Raw genomic sequence first — 16898 nt, 5'->3', positions numbered from 1 at the left:
AAGCCAGCCGGTCAGGTCAGGATTGAAGGATGTTTTGCTCGGACCGGCTCAGCTCTATGAGGCGCTTCGTGGGCGAAGCGGTGTAGAGCTCGCAGGGATTTGAACTAACGACCCGTTCTTCTGCTACAACTTCGACACCACAAACGAGCTACAAAGCGCCACCCAGGTGCCAAGTTAAGTCATTGATTTATCTTTAGAAAATAGAATGGCGGAGAGGGGGGGATTCGAACCCCCGATGCCCTTGCAGGCATGCCGCATTTCGAGTGCGGTGCATTCAACCGCTCTGCCACCTCTCCGCGAAGGCGCCTCGATGAGACGCAGGCTCCGTAACACGAGTTCTCTTGCCTCGACAAGCGTGCAAACACGAGAAAGCTTGACGGCTTCGCATTCCGGCACGGCGCCGGTCCTTGCTGCGGCTCCGGGAGAGACAGACGATCAGCGTTTGCGGTGAGGCCGGATCGCCTGCTGGGGACTGATGCCGGTGATCCTTGCGATGCGTGAGCCAGATCAGCTGACGAGCCGGCAGGCGGCCGGCACGCGCGCGCCGTGTCCGGCATGGTTCGATCTCCTCTTTCGGGCGCCCTCCGGCATGACGATCGCCCCGATCGGCGACGATCTCCATACCCGGCGGCGGTCCCTGGCCCTCCCCCCTCCTGGCCCGAGCGAGCGATCAGACGGCTTTCGACCCGCTGGATTGCCCGGGATGCCTCCATTCCCGCAGGGTCGAATGTGCTTCATCGGGATGCTGGTCCGGACACCGACAGTGGTGGAACGGGTGCGTGAAGGGGCAATGGCGAAACCGTGTTTCGCGGCACCCTCGGCACCGGGCATCCGTCCGTGCGCTTAACCGCTGCGGGTCCGCAACAAAGCACGACACTTTGCAAACAGAAAGAGAGGCGCCTCACAGCGCCTCCCCTGCAAAAGATTCGTGCGGATGGTCGGTCGAGACGCTTTAGCGCTGGCCGGCGTGGTCGCCGTCGCGCAGGGTGCCGGTCGGCTCCTGCACGTGGGCCTCAAGGAACCAGAGCTGCTTGTCGACGCCGCGGGAGACCTCGGTGAGGAGATCGGCCGTTCCGGCGTCCCCGGCTTCGTCGGTCTCGTCGATATTCTGGCGGACGGCGTTGGCGTAGACGCCGTAGCGGTCGATCAGCGCGGCAAGATGGTCTGCAATCGCGTAGGCATCGAGAGGGTAGGGCTTCAGCTGCGAGGCCGACGCCACGGCCTGCGCGGTTCCGCGCGCGGTTCCGCCGAGCTGAGTGATGCGCTCCGCCACCTTGTCGTTGTAGTCGTCCAGCTCCGTGCGGAAGCCGTCCAGCATCTCGTGGATGCCGATGAACTGGGGACCCTTCAGGTTCCAGTGTGCCTGCTTCACGTCGAGCGCGAGGTCGATGCCGTCGGACAGACGCGCGTTCAGCACGTCGATCGAGACCTTCTTGGCGTTCGACTTCGTTCCATTCTGCGTCTCGTGGAGACGCTGGTTGCCGGCCTGAGCCTTGGAATCAGCCATTGTGTCGTCCTTTCGGGTTCGGCGAAGCGGCAGCCGGCGTTCCAACCCCTCGTCGGATGCGGTGCGCGACGTCGATGTTCATGAACCTGGTCCCGGGCTGGCAGCGGCATGCGTCGTCCGCCCGAGCGCTCAAGCATAGAACGGCGTCGTCCGGCCTGTGTTCCTATCCATGCGGATCACACATGGCACCTGCCTGCGGCGCGCGTTGGCACCTGCCCGCGGTGAACAGTCGAACCGGCCCGGCAGGCCTCGCTCGGCGGGGACCCCAAAGGTTCCGGACGCTTGAACGATCACCGCGCATGGTGGTGAGAGAATCGTAAATCTCAATGTCAATGGATCGGGGACGCCACCGAGCGATTCTTAAGATCTGTGCGGTTAGATAGCCCGTATGGTCACCAACGATGATGCCTGGACGTGCATCGCCGACGCTTCCGCCATCCGTCCGCATGGTTTCGACAGGCGTTGATCTCGGCAAGGCACGCACCGTTCAGGAAAACGCTCGGCATGTGGCGATGACAGAGACAGCTTCGAGGCCACTCCACCGCTCGGACGATCCCCCGGTGAACGAAGACGCCGTGTCGGGCGACGCTTTCCAGTCGGGCGAAGGCTCGGGCGCGTCGCGCGACGGCATCGTGGCTCCCCTGCGCATCCTCGTGGTGCACAACCGCTATCAGGTCCGCGGCGGCGAGGACGCGGTGGTCGAGCAGGAAGTCGCGAGCCTGCGCCGGGCGGGCCAAAGCGTCGAGACCCTATTCCTGGACAACGACGGCATCCGCACGGCAGCCGACAAGCTGAGGACCGCCTGGGAAGCGGCCTACGCCCCGCGCGGGATCGCTGCCGTGATCGAGGCCGTGCGGGCCTTTCGACCCGACGTGGTGCACGCGCACAACGTTTTCCCACGGATCTCGCCCGGCATGCACGCGGCCGTGCGCGCGACGGGCACCGCGACAGTGCAGACGCTCCACAACTTCCGCGTCACCTGCGCGAACGGCATCCTGATGCGGGATGCGCGCCCCTGCGAGGATTGTGTCGGCGGTTCGCCCTACCAAGCCGTCCGCCACGCCTGCTACCGGGGATCGCGCCTCGGCTCCCTGGCGGTGGCGCGGATGATCGACCTGCATCGTCGCGCCGGCACCTGGACCCGGGATGTCGATCGCTTCATCGCGCTGACCGATTTCGCGCGCTCCCGCTTCGTCGCGGCCGGCCTTCCCGGGGATCGGATCCGGATCAAGCCCAACGGCCTCGCCGATCCCGGCGCGGGGCCGGACGGCCCGCGCGCCGGCATCCTGTATGTCGGCCGGCTCGGTCCCGAGAAGGGCGTGGCGCCCCTGGTGGAGGCCGCGCGCAGGACCCGTGCGCCGGTCTCGATCATCGGGGACGGCCCCCTGGCGGACCTCGTGCGCGGAGCGCCGAACTTGACTTACCTCGGCCCCCGCGACCGGGACGGCGTGCGCGCGGCGATGCGCGCGGCCGAGGCCGTGGTCGTGCCGTCGCTCTGCTACGAGGGCCTGCCCATGGTGATCGCGGAAGCGTTCAGTGTCGGTACGCCCGTCGTGGTGTCGCGGATCGGCGCGCTGCCCGATCTCGTCGCCGAGAGCGTGACCGGCCTCCATGCCACGCCCGGCGACCCGGACGCCCTCGCGCGCGCCTTCGACCGGATCGTCGATGCACCCGAGGAGGCGCGCGCCATGGGCCGCGCGGGCCGCGGCGTCTACGAGCGCGAGTGGACCGAAACCTCCGTCACCGCCCGCGCTCTTCCGATCTACCGCGAGGCGATCGCCGCCCGCGCCAGCAGCCGCCAGCGAGAGGCGTCATGATCCTGTCCGCATCCGAACCCTTCCGGCAGACGACCGGGCGCCACGCCTGGGGGCATGATCCCGAAATCGCGCATTACGCCCTCGGCGGCGTTCCGGTCTCCGTCACCGACATGGCCGGGCTGGTGGACGCGATGCGCCGGCGGCTCCGGCGCGGGCCCGGTACGCCCGGTACCTTCGTGGTCTTCCGCGATGCGCACGGGATCGTCCGGGCGCAGGACGATCCCGATGTGATGGCGGCTCATCACGCCGCCCTCTTGGTCTGTGCGGACGGGCGCCCCCTCGCCTGGATCGGGCGCCTGCGCGGACACGCGAAGATCGACCAGGTTCCGGGTATCGAATCGGTGGAGACCGTGTGCCGCGCCGGCCTCGCCGAGGGCTGGAAGCACTTCTTCCTGGGGGGCGGACCGGGTGTCGCCGAGGCGCTGGCCCAGGAGATGGCGCGGCGCGCGCCGGGCCTCGCGATCGCCGGGCACGAGACCCTGCCCTATCGCCCCCTCACGGAGCCCGAATCCGAGGCGCTACACCAGCGCATCCGCGGGGCGGGTACGCAGATCCTGTGGATCGGGCTCAGCACGCCGAAGCAGGAACTGTTCATGCACCGCCACGCGCCGTTCCTGCCGGGCACGATCGCCATGGGCGTGGGCGCGGCCTTCGACGTGAACCTGAACACGATTCCGCGGGCGCCGGCCGCGATGACGCGGCTCGGCCTCGAATGGCTGTATCGGCTGATCCGCGAGCCGCGCCGCCTGGGCCACCGCTACGCCACGGTGGTCCCCCGCTTCCTCGCCATCGTGGCGCGCGATCGCGGCAAGTCCGGCAAGCCGTAGGATCGGGATCGCAAGCACAAACCGGGCGACCGCCCACGCGAGGGCGACCGCTCTCGGTTTGCGGGGTTCGCGTCAGGCCAACGCGGGGCTCGGCCGATCGAGACCCGGCCGCAGCCGCCAGACCTGGAACAGGATGGCGGCCGTCGAAACGCCGTGGCCGAGGATCGCCGTGGCCGCCGCGCCTTCGAGGCCGAAGGTATGGATCAGCGGGTAGATCGCCGCCACGGTGACCACCGCGCTGGTCAGGAAGGCGAAGAAGACGCCCTGCGTGTTGCCGGTGGTGCGCAGGTAGAGAACCCCGATCTCCCGGCACATCGTCACGGGCGGCGCCAGCGCCATGATGGCGGCCACGCGTCCGAAGCTCGCGAAGCCCTGGCCCATGAGCCAGCCGAGGATCGACGCACCGTAAAGGCCGACGATCAGGCAGATAACGAGGATCGGGATTTCGATCAGGACGAGCACGCGCAGGAGATAGCGGGCCAGTGCAGCCCGTCCGCCCACCCGCAACCGGTTGGTTGCCTGGCGCGGCACGATGTTCTCGAGGCTCATCATCAGGACGAGCAGGGGCCCGAACAGCACCTGCACGGCGCGCAGGGCCGCCGAGGCATCCTGATCGATCAGCGATCCCGCAAGGATCGTGACGATCTGCTCATGAGCCGCCGAGACGAAGACGACGAGGACGAGCCAACGCCCGAGCACCCAATGGTGCCGGCCGACGGTGCGCCGGAGGCTGCCTCGCGTACGGGTCCGGAGCGCATCCAGAAAGGCCGGGAGCGAGGCCAGAATCGCGGAGACGCCCCCGCAGGCGAGCAGGATCGGCGTGTCCACCCCGTGGATCAGCCACACCGCGAAGAGCAAGGCGACAAAGACGAGGTGGCGCGCCAATTCGTAGGCGAAGCCCGCCCGGGACCAGCCGCGCGCGAAGGCGAGCCGCTTGGCGTTGTCATGTACGATGTAGCCAGCGGCGTAGACGAGGCTCGCGAGCGGCAGAGCCCAGCCGACGCTCCCCGCCGGCCGCTCGATGAGGACGGCGGCATAGATCGCGATCGCGGCGCCGACCAGAAGTGAGACCACGATCGCCGCCCGGGCGACGGTGCCGAAGTAGTCGGCGGACCGGCTCCGGCGCCCGGCCACGATCATCATAGGTCCGGCAACGAGTTGGTACTGCAGCACGCCGAGGAGCGCGACCCCGGCATGAACCAGGGCGTAGACGCCGAAATCCGCGACGCCGAGCAGACGGGCCGCCACGACGGACACGACGAGGCTCATGCCGCTCGACAGCGCCTGCACGCCCGCCGACCAGATCCAGGGGTCCGACCACAGGCGCAGGGCCATGCTGCGCACGAGCCCCCCAGGAGAGCCGGGCCGGGCCGGTGAGGCCATCGACGGATGGATCATTCCGCCCGTCCGAGACTCGCGCCCAAGGCACCGGACGGCGTCCCGCCCGACCCGGCGGTGACGTAGTCGAAGGACGCCATGAAGCCGTTGGTCATGGCATCGATCGAAAAGGTCCGCGTTGCCGCGACGGCGGCGGCGTGGGCGTCCTGCCATGCCGCACGGTCGTCGAGGTAGCGCTCGGTCGCGGCGGTCCAGTCCGCCACCACGAGTGGAAGCACCTGCCCGGTCCCGCTCGGGCCCACCAGTTCCAGGCCGGATTGCGCATGCACCGAGGCGATCACCGGCGTACCGCACTGAATGGCCTCGTTCGCCACGAGCCCCCAGGGATCCCCGCGCGAGGGAAACAGGAAGACCTTCGCGGACGCATAGGCCTCGGCCAGGGTTTCCTGGCTCAGGAACCCATCGAACCGGGCCTCCACGCCGGCCGTCCGCAGGCGTTCGGCCAGGGCCTCGCGCAGGGGACCGTCGCCGGCGACGCGGACCGTGGGGCGGCGTCCCCGTGCCACGAGGCCATCGACCACGTCGGCGAAGAACAGGGCGCCCTTGCGATCGTCGTCGAGGTGGCCGCAAAACAGGAGATCGAACGGCCGCGCGTCGAAGCTCGGGGGCGAACCGACGAAATCCCAGCCGGGCGCGATCGGCGAGAGGAACGACGCCTCGGGCGCGAGCCCGTAGGATTGCAGGAGCGCGAGGCTGCCCCGGCTCGCCCCGACCCCGGCCGCGCAGAGTGGCACGATGGCGCGGCGCGCCAGGCGGTGAATGCGGGAATGCCGCCCCGGATCGGTCTCGGGCTGCCCGTCGGTCGAGATGATCACCGGGATGCGACGCGCGCGGGCGGCCGCGCAGGCCATCATCATCGTCGGCGAGAAGTCGCTGAGGACGACCACGTCGTAGCGCGTCCCCAGCAGGGCCGGCACGATGCCCGGGTTGAGGTAGATGTGGCTGACGTAGGACCGGTGCAGGCGCAGGCCCCCCAGGGCCGCGCGGCGATAGTACCGGGCCGGCGCGACGGTCCAGTGCCGCTCCGGCTCCGTCTCGCTGCAGGCAAACACCGAGAGGTCGCCGCCCAGGCTCTGACCCATCCGCTCGAAGAGCCGGTGGGTATAGGGGGTGACGATGTTGGTGAGGAGAGCGACTTTCATGGAGATCCGTCGCGTGCGAGGAGGTGGCCGGCCCGTCGTTTGAGGGCGGCGATTCGGGAGAGGATCGCGACGCGGTCGAACGCGTCGAAAGCACGCGCGCCGGTGCGATCCGTGGGGAGGATGGATTCGAGGGCGGCGGATGTCGGCGCCCGCGCGGCCTCCGGTACGTCCCCGGTCCGGTTGGCTTCGACTGTCTGCAGGCGCGGATCGGCGCCGGCCTCGATGTGCGGCGCGCCGCTCGACACGAGCAGATTGTCGCGAAAAACATTGCGCTTGGCGGCCAGGGGCTGGTCCGACAGCAGACCGGCCAACTGAGGATAGCGCGTCGACCACGGCGGCCGGGTCGCTGGGACTGCATCGAAGGCCGCCCGCACCGTGTTCTTCGGATCCGTGATGGGCGGACCCGGCCAGACCTCGCCGCGCCCGTCGAGGAAGAAGGCGGGCGGGGATCCCACGAAGGTGTTACCCGTCACGGTGTTGTCCCGGCCGCCGCCGATGAAGACCGGCTGGTCGACGCGGAGAAACAGGTTGTTGGTGATGTTCAAACCGCTCGCCATGTCATCGAGATAGATTCCCTTCACCTCGAACCCAGGTTCGGGGCGGATGTCGTGAAGAAAGTTTCCGGTCAGACGCGTGCCCTGAGCAGCGATGTCGCGTCCCGTATAGATCGCTGATGCATCCGACGATTCTCTAACGACATCGTAAATCTCATTGCGCGCGATTTCATGGTCGTTGCCCTGGAACAGGATGGCGAGGTGCGGCGCGTGCGCGATGAGATTGCCCGTGACCCGCGCGCCGACGCCGTCCACCGAGACCGCCGCCTTGTATGTCCGTCCGAGGCGGCTGAACCGGACGAGGACGCTGTCCTCGACGAAGTTTCCGCCCGGGACGAGGGTCGCCCGGTCGCCGCCTGTGAGCGTGACCCCGCCCTCGCCGGTCTCGGTCACGACGGAACGCCGAAGGCCCGAGCGGACGGCGTCCGTGATGACGAGGCCGCGTCCGCCGGTCCAGCGCAGGGTGCAATCCTCGAGGACGACGTCCTCGCCCCCGGTCACCACGACGGCATCGCCGCGCGTGCGCTCCAGGGTGAGCCCTTCGAGGCGGACGTGGCTGGCCCCGTCGATCGCGATCAGCCCCGAAGCGAGCGAGACCTCGATCGGTCCCGACGCCTCCGTCCGCGGGATCAGGAGAACGAGGCCGCGCTTCGTGTCGCGCCACCATTCGCCCGGTGCGTCGAGTTCCGCCAGGGCGTTCTCGACGTAGAAGCGGTCCTTCGGCCGGAGGGGGTAGTGCGGCGAGCCAAGCAGGGCGAGCCGGTTCGCGGCGGGGGGCAGGGCCAGCGCCGGCAGCGTCTCGAAGGACCAGTCCTGGCCGAGATACCCGGCGATCCAGAGGTCGCCCTCTTCGCGCCAACGGGCCGCGCGCGGCTCCGGAAGCAGGATCGTGGGGTCCGTGGCCTCGGCGCCTTTCGGCGGCTCGGGCGAGAGGGCGAGCCGAGCCCACCCGGCATTCGGCCAGCGGGCCGGCGTCAGCGCCCCCTCCGCGTCGAAGATCTCCAGGCCGAGGGGCGGTGCCGGCACCGGGTGAATGCGGTGAACGTTGATGCTGGGTTCTTCGGCGGCGGCGCGCGGCAGGCGATAGCTGCGCACGCGGCTGCGCTGTCCCGGATCGACACCGCCCGGCACGGGTTCGTCGACGCGTGCCAGCGGAACGCTGCCGACGATCCGGGTGCTTCCGTCCGCAGCCCCGCGCAGAATCAGGGGTTGACCCGGTCGCCCGCCCAAACCCTTCTCGATCCGGACCGGCTCCGCGAGACGATGGACGCCGCCGGCGAACGCGATCAGGGCGGCCCCCTCTCCGTCACGCCCCGTCCGTCGCCATTGCCGAAGCCGTGCGACGGCCTCCTCCAGCGTCGCGACCACGATTTCCCGCCCCGCCGTCGCGGCGGAGGGGTTCGCGCCGGGATCGACCCGGATCTGCAATCCGGCCGCGCGCGAGGCTGTCGCGCCCTCCGCATCCCCGGCGAACGGAAGCGCCGCGCCTACGAGCAGGCTGATCGCGGCCAGACAGGCCGGCCGAACCCGATGCCCGCGAGGGGCATCGCGGCCAGGAGTCGAAGCGCGGGACTGGGGCAGCGTCATGGGCTTTATTCTCGAAGACGCGCGAGCGGTCCGAATGGATCGACGAACCGCTTAACCGCCGGCCGCAATGCAGGCGGGATGCCGCCCCCTGTCGCCAGAAGATGGCACGGTCATGTTCAGGACTGAACCAAGCATGGATCACGCGAACGTCAATATAACGGATTTCGAGACAGATAAGTTTATGTGGGTGAACAAGAATATATTGGTAACCATACGGCGTTTTTCGAAGGGCGCGCGAGCGTTCCTTTACCCTCTCGGTCTAATGTCGCCCTTGTTCCGGTCCGTCGCCCAGGGTGGCATCGGCCGTGGACGATGTCGGACCGGTCCGAGGCGCATCGTGGCCCGTCCCGTTCCGGGTTCCTGGCGGCTTATCGACGGAGCGCTCGATCGCGATGCAGACCCTCCACGGCACGGTGTGGACAGAGGCAGAGGCCCAGCGCGACCGGCCTCCCGCGATGGATGCGCATTCTTCCATGCCTGACTTGTCCCCGGCTTATGCGACGTCGGCCTCGGAGATGACGCCGCCGGCCGGCCTATCCGACCGGGTCAAGCGCCTGATCCTGCGGGGGATCATGGATCGTGTCCGCCCCCTGGCCTACGAGCGGACCACCGACACGGTTCGCTGCCTGACCTTCCACTACCTGTTCCCGCAGGAGCGCGAGCACGCGACCCGCCTCTTCGCGGCCCTGAAGCGCGAGGGCGACTTCATCACGACGGCCGAGCTGGTCTCGCTTCTCGACGGATCGTCGCGCCGACGAGGACGCCTGTTCCATCTATCCGTCGACGACGGCTTCGAGAACATCGCGAGCGAGGCGCATCCCATCCTGCACGAAGCGGGTATCCCCTATGCCCTGATGGTCTGCCCCGCCTTCATCGAGAAGCCGGCCGATGCCTGCGAGGCGTTCCGGCGCAACGCCCGCTACGCCAAGCCGCTGCTGCTCGCCGACTGGGCGACCCTGGCGGCTCTCGCTCGCGAAAACGTCGAGATCGGCGCGCATACACTGACGCACCGCGAGGTCTCGAAGCTCTCCGAGGACGAACTCGATGCCGAGATCGCGGGTTGCCGTGCTGCGGTCGAGGCACGGCTGCCGGGCGATTGCACCAGCTTCGCCTGGCCGTTCGGACGCACAACCGCGATGAGCGAGCGGGCGCTCGCACGGGCCAGAGCCAGCGGATACCGCGCCATCTTCTCGAGCGTGCGCGGGTCGCTCCAGGCCGGCGAGGGCATGCCCCGCTACCTGCCGCGCCACCATTTCGAGCCGGGTTGGCCGATCAGCACGGTCGTCTACTACGCCACCCGCGCCGAGCGGCGGTTCGTGCCGCCGCCCCTCGCCGCCTGATGCCGACACGATGACCGGACATGTCCAGAACCGCGTGCGCGACCGGGCCGACGGGCGCAACGGTAAGATCGCAAAGGCCGGAAAGATCGAGATGAGTGGGTCCCTCGCCATGGCACGATCCGCCCCGGACGCGACGCCCTCGCCGGCCGAGCGCCCGCGCGGTCCGTCGGGCCGTCGGGTCCTCACTGCGGCGGACTATCTCGGCGCCGATGGCGGCCTGCGCCTCGCGACCGCCGAGGCGTCGCACTACGCCGATGCGGCGCCCTCGACCCTCTTCACCGAGCCGACTTATCTGCGCGCCTACGAGGCCGGCGTGCTCCTCCTCGTCGAGGCCCAGCCCGGGCGCGACGCGCCACGCCTCGTCTTCACCCGTGCGAAGGGTGGCCTGATCCATCAGGGACGCCTCGCGAGGGTCGATGAGACGCTGGTCTCAGGCCTCGCGGACCGGCTCATGGCGAAGGCCGGCGCGGGTTTCGTGGTGTTCGAGGATGTCGAGTGCGCTGCCCCCCTCCCCCGGGGGCCGAGACGCTTCGTGTTCCACTACCAGAACAACTGGCGTCTGCCCCTGTCGGAGCGCGAGGCACAGGTCCCGCCCAAGGTCGTCGCCAACACCAAGCGCTGTCTGCGCAACCTCGCGCGCGACAACCCGGGCGTGGCGATCCGCTTCGAGGCCGCCCCGCGCCGGAGCGTTCTCGACGCGATCACCGCATTCGGCCGCATCCGGATCGAGGGCCAGGGCCGGCGCTACGGCATCGACGACAGCGAGACCGTGCGCCTCGCGACGGTGGCGTCCGAGGTCGGACATTCCTCCATCCTGACGATGGGCGAGACGATCCTGGCCGCGGACCTCATCTGCCATTCGGGAGATCAGGCCTATTTTCTGACGCACGGGTATGACCCGGGCTATCCGACGAGCAGCCTGGGCAAGATCACGCTCATCAATTCGATCGAGGCCTGCCGGACGGCGGGCATCTTGGATTTCAACCTGATGTGGGGCGATCTGCCCTACAAGGCTCAGGTCGGCGCCACCTGCATCCCGCTCCAGACGGTGGTGACGCGCCGATCTCGGCTCGGTCTGATCGGGCCGGGCCACCTTGCGACCGTGCTGCACTTCGCCCGACTCGACATCAAGCGGCGCCTTCGGCCCGCGATCTATCGGCTCCGGGCCAGGATCGCCGAGGGCCGGGCCTCGATGAGCCGGGGCAGCGGACGATGAGATACCCCATCCCCGGGAATCTCTTCGCCGCGCGAGGCCGGAACGCGGCCGAGCCCCTGGCTCACGCCATGCAGACCGGATCGAACGGCGCGGATCCCGCCGGGCTACCGCCCAGATTTCGGAACAGATGCGTTCCAAAGCGGGACACGACCTCGGCGCAGATGCCGGGATACGGGACTACGCGTTCGGGGAGGCCAGGCCGGTGCAGCTGATGAAGAGCGTTGAAATCGCCGACCTCTCTCGCGTCCTGATGGCACGACCGGAGCCGTCGCACATCGTCGAGCCCGTGCCGGTCGCGGGTTCCGCCGAGACCATCAGCCTCCGGCATCTCGGCGCCATCCTGCGCCGGCGGATCGGCTGGCTGATCCTGATCGTCCTGCTCGCCCTCGGCATCGGCCTTGCCGTTGTTGCCACGAGCACGCCACGCTTCGTCGCGACGGCGCAGATCATCATCGATCCGCGCGGCCTGAAGGTTCTCGACACCGAGGTGCAGCCGTCGGCGCAGTCCGCCGACGCGGTGACGAACCTCGTCGAGAGCGAGATGCGGGTGCTGAAGGCGACAGACCTGCTGGAGCGGGTGGTGGACAAGCTCCGCCTCACCGAGGACCCGGAATTCAACGGCACCAAATCCTCGCTCGTCGGCGATGCCATCGGCGCCATCAAGGGCGTCTTCACAGCGTTCCTGGGCACCCGCGAGAAGCCGGCACCGGACCTCAAGGCCCGCGCCGTCGCGGTCCTGAGCGATCGCCTCGCCATCCGCCGCATCGAGCGCAGCTTCGTCGTCGACATCACGATGACGAGTGCGGATGCCCGCAAGAGCGCCCTCGTGGCGAACACGGTGGTCGACAGCTACATCACGGAGAGCGCCGAGGCGCAGGCCGATCTGGCGCGCAGTTCCAGCGCGTCGATCGACGGAAACATCAAGCAGATGCAGGCCCGCGTCCGCGCGGCGGAGGACGCGGTCGAGGAGTTCAAGGTTTCGAACAAGCTCGTCAACGCGGGCGGGCGGCTTCTCAGCGATCAGCAGCTGGCCGAACTCAACTCCCAGCTCGGCCGCGCCCGCACGCAGGTGGCCGAGGCTCAGGCACGCGTCGACGGCCTCACGAAGATCAATCGCGGCCAAGGCAGCCTGGAAAGCCTGGATTCCGCGACGATCACGGCGCTTCGGGTGCAGATGGCCGAGGTCAAGCGGCGCTATGCCAGCCTCGAGAATAAGCTCGGACCCCGGCACCCCGACCTCGTCGATTTGCGCCGCGAGGTGCAGGAGGCACAGACCAGCATCAACCAGGAGATCGATCGCCTCGCCCAGGCGGCCCGCAGCGACCTCGCCCGCGCCCGGGAGACGGAGCGGCTCTACACCCGCGAGATCGAGGCCCAGAGCCGGACCGCGACCTCGGCGAGCAACGCCTTCGTGCAATTGCGGGAATTGGAGCGCAAGGCCGAGGCCAGCCGGTCCGTCTACAATTCCGCCCTGGTCCGGAGCCGGCAGCTTCAGGAGCAGGCCCTCCTCAACTCCACCAACATCCGGAAGGTCGCTCCCGCCGTCGCGCCCGAGCGGTCCTCGAACGCTCCGGCTTCGCTGATCCTGGCCCTGGCCGGTATCGGTGGTCTGATCGTCGGCGCGGGCGGCCTCATGGCCCTCGACCTGATGGCGGGCAAGGTCGGCTCCCGGAACGACCTCGAGCAGACCTCGCGGCTGCGCATCCTCGGCTCCGTTCCGGTGGCGACCCGGGCCGTCCATCCGGGAAGCGCCAATCTCTACCGCACGGACGCGCGGCCCTGGCTCGAGCTGATCGACCGGCTCGGCGTCGGACGCCCCGGCGGACCACGCTCGATCGGTGTGTCGTCCACGGAAGCCGACGCCATGTCGGGCCTCGTGGCGCTGGACCTGGCGCGGGCCGCGGCCAGCATCGGCGCGAAGGTACTCCTCATCGATGCCGCCGTCGGCGCCCGTGGCCTCACCGCTTTCCTGGGACTGGACGCGGCGGTCGGGCTCGGAGCCTGCAGCGCCGGGCGGATCAGCCTCGAGGAGGCCGTCTGGCCGATCCGCGAGGACGGTATCGGGTTCCTGCCCGCCGACGCGATCGCCGCCAACGACCTGCGACGCATGGGCGGCCCGGGCCTTTCCGGCCTCGTGCGACAGGCGCTGGTCGACTACGCCCTCGTGATTCTGGATTTCGGGTCGGCGCCCACCGAATCCCTGGCCCTCGTCGCCGCGGCGGCCGATGCAGGCCTGCTCGTCGTCGAGAACGAGCGGGGCCGCAAGGCCACCGTCCAGGAAGCGATCGGCCTCTGCGAAGCGGCCCGGCTCTCCCTTGCCGGCATGGTCCTGGCCCGGACGGTGAGTCCGACGGGAACGCCCGAGTGAACACCGCGACCGCCTCGCTGCACGGCGCAAGCCTGCCCGTGCCGGGGCGCGCGGCGGATCGCTGGCGCGTCGCCCGCATGGCCTTCGCGATTCTGGCGATGCTCCTCGCCTCGACCGCGTTCTACAACTTCTCGTTCCAGCCCCGTGCCCTCAAGGAAGCCGGCCTCGTGGGCAACGACGAATCCCGCGCGGACATCGTCAGCATGCTCGGCTGGATCCTGCTCTACGCGATCGCGGGGGTCGTGGTTCTGCGCGGCCTCTGGCGGGATGGCCTGGAACCGCGCTTCGCGCTCCTCATCCCGTTCGCCCTCTACGTCCTTGCCTCGGCGACTTGGGCCTACCAGCCGGCCCAAGCCTTCGTGTTCTGCGTGATGCTGGTCGCCAACATCGTCGTCGCGGACGCTCTCGCGACGCAGGTGCATCCGGACGTCCTGCTCGGTGCCCTGGCAAGGGTCGTGGTTCCGTCCATCGCCTTCTCGCTCATCCTCCTCGCCATCATACCCGAACTGGTGACGACCGATCCGGAGCGGCCCGGCCTGCTCACGGCGGGCGAGTTCAGCGGCGTCTTCAGCCACAAGATCCACATGGGCATCAATGCCGCCTCGGCGTTCCTGGTGTTGCTCTTCCAGCCGCGCTCGTTCGCGAAATCCCCGGTCTGGCGCTGGATCGGCCTTGCCCTCTGCGCGATCGCCCTCGTGCTGGCCAACTCGGCCTCCGCCATTCTCGCGCTGGCGGTCTCGGTGATGATGATCGCGACGGCGCGCGCCGCCCCGCGTCTGCGCGGCGTGGTGTTCTCCGTCGTCGGGATGGCGACGCTGCTGATCTCCGTCCTGCTGCCGCACATCGATGTGGGTGGGATCACCGAACTCTTCGGGCGCTCCTCGAACCTGACGGGGCGCGGCGACTTCTGGGCCCTGGCTCCGGGCTACATCGCCAAGCATCCCTGGGTCGGCTACGGCTACGGCGGCTTCTTTCAGCGCGATCCCTACTCGCAGGTCTGGGACCTGTGGTCCTACTTCGAGTTTTTCTTCACGCCGAACTTCCACAACAGTGCCCTCGATGTGCTCATCGTGCTCGGCTATCTCGGACTCGCGGCCTACATCGTCATCCTGGTCGTTGGCCTTCGCGTCAGCGCCAACCGCTCGCTCGGATCGTCGGCGGACATCCTCGGCTGCATCCTGATCCTGTTCACGGCCTCGTCCGCGACCGACTTTCAGTTCATGCGGCACAACTGCCTCGCCACGATTCTGCTGTTCTACGCCTTCCTGGTCGGCGGCCGGGTCTACGGGCCGCGTCGGGCGGCGGATGGTGCACGCGTCGGAGCCTGACGGGCCGAGCCGCTACGGGCTCGACGGGCCACACGACCGCCGGGCCGCCACGAGCGGTGGGGGCAACCTCGCGCGACTGGCCAAGCGAAGCTGCAATCCGGACATCCTATGACCGAGCGGGATGACGTGCGGCGGAACGATCAGCCGTGATCGGTCTCGGTCAGGAAGCGCTCGAAATACGCGATGGTCTTTCCCAGGCCCTCGTCGAGGGGAACGGTCGGTTCCCACGCGAGGAGCGCCCTGGCCTTGGTGATGTCGGGCCGGCGCTGGCGCGGGTCGTCGGGGGGAAGCGGCCGGTGAACGATGCGAGAGCGCGATCCGGTCAGTTCGATCACACATTCGGCGAGTTGCCGGATCGAGAACTCACCCGGATTGCCGAGATTGAGCGGCCCCGTGACCTCCGGGCCGGTCGCCATCAGGCGCAAAAAACCTTCGATGAGATCGTCGACGTAGCAGAAGGCGCGCGTCTGCGATCCGTCACCGTAGAGGGTGATGTCCGCGTTGCGCAGGGCCTGCAGCACGATGTTCGAGACCACGCGCCCGTCGTTGGGATGCATGCGCGGCCCGTAGGTGTTGAAGATCCGCGCCACTTTGATCGGGATGTGGTGCTGGCGATGATAGTCGAAGAACAGCGTTTCGGCGCAACGCTTGCCCTCGTCGTAGCAGGAGCGGTAGCCGATCGGGTTCACCCGGCCCCAGTACTCCTCCGGCTGGGGGTGGATTTCGGGGTCGCCGTAGACCTCGCTGGTGGACGCCTGAAAGATCTTCACCTTGAGACGCTTGGCCAGCCCCAGCATGTTGATCGCGCCGATGACGCTGGTCTTGGCCGTCTGCACGGGGTCGAACTGGTAATGCACCGGCGAGGCCGGACAGGCGAGATTGTAGATCTCGTCCACCTCGACATAGAGCGGGAAGGTCACGTCGTGGCGCATGAACTCGAAGCGCGCGTCGCCCAGCAGCCGGGCTATGTTCCGACGGCTTCCGGTGAAGAGGTTGTCGACGCATAGGACCTCGTGCCCCTGCTCCAGCAGGCGCTCGCAAAGGTGGGACCCGAGGAAGCCGGCCCCGCCCGTGACGAGGATCTTCTTCGTGTTGCCGTAACGCATGTCGGATGTCGGCCTAATCGCGTCGCATGACCGGAAGGCCGGGATCGGGATCGGCGTCCACCGCCGCGGCGCGGGACTGGCCGATGCCCGTGTAGCGGAAGCCCCGGCGGCGCACGTCCTCGGCGGTGTAGACGTTGCGCAGGTCGACCATGACGGGTGCGGCCATGAGGGTAGCGAGGCGGGCGAAGTCGAGGGCGCGGAAGGCGTTCCACTCGGTGACGATGACGACGGCGTCGGCGCCCTGTGCGCAGTCGTAGGCGTCGCTGGCGTAGGTCACGTCGGACAGGAGCGGGCGGGCGGCCTCCATGCCCTCCGGGTCGTAGGCCCGGATCCGCGCGCCCCCGTCCTGCAGGCCGGTGATGATCGAGAGGGCGGGCGCGTCGCGCATGTCGTCGGTGTTGGGCTTGAATGTCAGGCCCAGGATGGCGATCGTCTTGCCGCGCACCGAGCCCCCGCAGGCCAGGATCACCTTGCGGGCCATGGCGCGCTTCCTCTGGTCGTTGACCGAGACCACCGTCTCCACGAGCCGCACCGGGGTGCCCGCGTCCTGGGCCGTCTTGACCAGCGCCAGGGTGTCTTTGGGAAAGCACGAGCCGCCGTAGCCCGGGCCCGCGTGCAGGAACTTCGACCCGATGCGGTTGTCGAGGCCGATGCCGCGGGCGACCTGCTGGACGTTGGCGCCCACCTGTTCGCACAGGTCCGCCATCT

The 16898-nt window shown here is 68.8% G+C and carries 12 protein-coding genes and 1 tRNA gene; 6 read left to right on the top strand and 7 right to left on the bottom strand.

Annotation, left to right across the window (positions count from 1 at the left end):
• Positions 1 to 206 precede the first annotated feature (206 nt).
• Positions 207 to 296 (bottom strand) — tRNA-Ser (locus MFF30_RS20240).
• 656 nt (positions 297 to 952) lie between these two features.
• Complete coding sequence (gene dps / locus MFF30_RS20235) at positions 953 to 1507, bottom strand: DNA starvation/stationary phase protection protein Dps (protein ID WP_238281582.1); 555 nt, start codon at positions 1505 to 1507, stop codon at positions 953 to 955.
• 560 nt (positions 1508 to 2067) lie between these two features.
• On the opposite strand from dps, the gene MFF30_RS20230 reads away from it, so the two are divergent.
• Together MFF30_RS20230 and MFF30_RS20225 are read left to right on the top strand one after the other, a co-directional pair.
• Complete coding sequence (locus tag MFF30_RS20230; RefSeq protein WP_238281580.1) at positions 2068 to 3324, top strand: glycosyltransferase family 4 protein; 1257 nt, start codon at positions 2068 to 2070, stop codon at positions 3322 to 3324.
• Positions 3321 to 4151 carry a WecB/TagA/CpsF family glycosyltransferase gene (locus MFF30_RS20225; protein ID WP_238281578.1) on the top strand — a complete coding sequence of 277 codons (831 nt, stop codon included), beginning with the start codon at positions 3321 to 3323 and terminating at the stop codon, positions 4149 to 4151. Before MFF30_RS20230 ends, MFF30_RS20225 begins: the two co-directional genes overlap by 4 nt.
• A 72-nt stretch (positions 4152 to 4223) precedes the next feature.
• Here MFF30_RS20225 and MFF30_RS20220 read toward each other — a convergent pair whose 3' ends face one another.
• Genes MFF30_RS20220 through MFF30_RS20210 form a run of 3 tightly spaced genes read right to left on the bottom strand, consistent with a single transcriptional unit; the run spans position 4224 to position 8832 of the window.
• Complete coding sequence (locus MFF30_RS20220; protein ID WP_238281576.1) at positions 4224 to 5549, bottom strand: lipopolysaccharide biosynthesis protein; 1326 nt, start codon at positions 5547 to 5549, stop codon at positions 4224 to 4226.
• The gene (locus MFF30_RS20215) at positions 5546 to 6691 is read right to left on the bottom strand and encodes a glycosyltransferase family 4 protein (protein ID WP_238281574.1); all 1146 of its coding nucleotides are present in this window, start codon (positions 6689 to 6691) and stop codon (positions 5546 to 5548) included. Before MFF30_RS20215 ends, MFF30_RS20220 begins: the two co-directional genes overlap by 4 nt.
• Complete coding sequence (locus MFF30_RS20210) at positions 6688 to 8832, bottom strand: right-handed parallel beta-helix repeat-containing protein (RefSeq protein WP_238281571.1); 2145 nt, start codon at positions 8830 to 8832, stop codon at positions 6688 to 6690. The genes MFF30_RS20215 and MFF30_RS20210 overlap by 4 nt, the downstream gene beginning before the upstream one ends.
• Before the next feature lie 473 nt (positions 8833 to 9305).
• On the opposite strand from MFF30_RS20210, the gene MFF30_RS20205 reads away from it, so the two are divergent.
• The 4 genes from MFF30_RS20205 (at position 9306) to MFF30_RS20190 (ending at position 15084) form a co-directional block, all read left to right on the top strand.
• The gene (locus MFF30_RS20205; protein WP_238281569.1) at positions 9306 to 10172 is read left to right on the top strand and encodes a polysaccharide deacetylase family protein; all 867 of its coding nucleotides are present in this window, start codon (positions 9306 to 9308) and stop codon (positions 10170 to 10172) included.
• 10 nt (positions 10173 to 10182) lie between these two features.
• Positions 10183 to 11388 (top strand): GNAT family N-acetyltransferase, encoded by a 1206-nt coding sequence (locus tag MFF30_RS20200; protein ID WP_238281567.1) that lies wholly within the window; start codon positions 10183 to 10185, stop codon positions 11386 to 11388.
• A gap of 211 nt (positions 11389 to 11599) precedes the next feature.
• A complete protein-coding gene (locus MFF30_RS20195; RefSeq protein WP_238281565.1) occupies positions 11600 to 13756 on the top strand; it encodes a GumC family protein in 2157 nt (718 codons plus the stop codon).
• The gene (locus MFF30_RS20190; protein ID WP_238281563.1) at positions 13753 to 15084 is read left to right on the top strand and encodes an O-antigen ligase family protein; all 1332 of its coding nucleotides are present in this window, start codon (positions 13753 to 13755) and stop codon (positions 15082 to 15084) included. Before MFF30_RS20195 ends, MFF30_RS20190 begins: the two co-directional genes overlap by 4 nt.
• Positions 15085 to 15224: 140 nt before the next feature.
• Here the strand turns inward: MFF30_RS20190 and MFF30_RS20185 are convergent, their stop codons facing one another.
• Positions 15225 to 16190, bottom strand: coding sequence for a UDP-glucuronic acid decarboxylase family protein (locus tag MFF30_RS20185; RefSeq protein ID WP_238281561.1), 966 nt, complete (start codon positions 16188 to 16190; stop codon positions 15225 to 15227).
• Positions 16191 to 16203: 13 nt separating this feature from the next.
• Positions 16204 to 16898, bottom strand: a 695-nt coding sequence (locus tag MFF30_RS20180; protein WP_238281558.1) for a nucleotide sugar dehydrogenase, incomplete at its 5' end; no start/stop codon positions are given.

Source organism: Methylobacterium goesingense, from assembly GCF_022179225.1.
Classification (GTDB): domain Bacteria; phylum Pseudomonadota; class Alphaproteobacteria; order Rhizobiales; family Beijerinckiaceae; genus Methylobacterium; species Methylobacterium goesingense.
The sequence above is the reverse complement of the archived record's forward strand: the minus strand, read 5'-3'. Positions and strand labels throughout refer to the sequence as shown.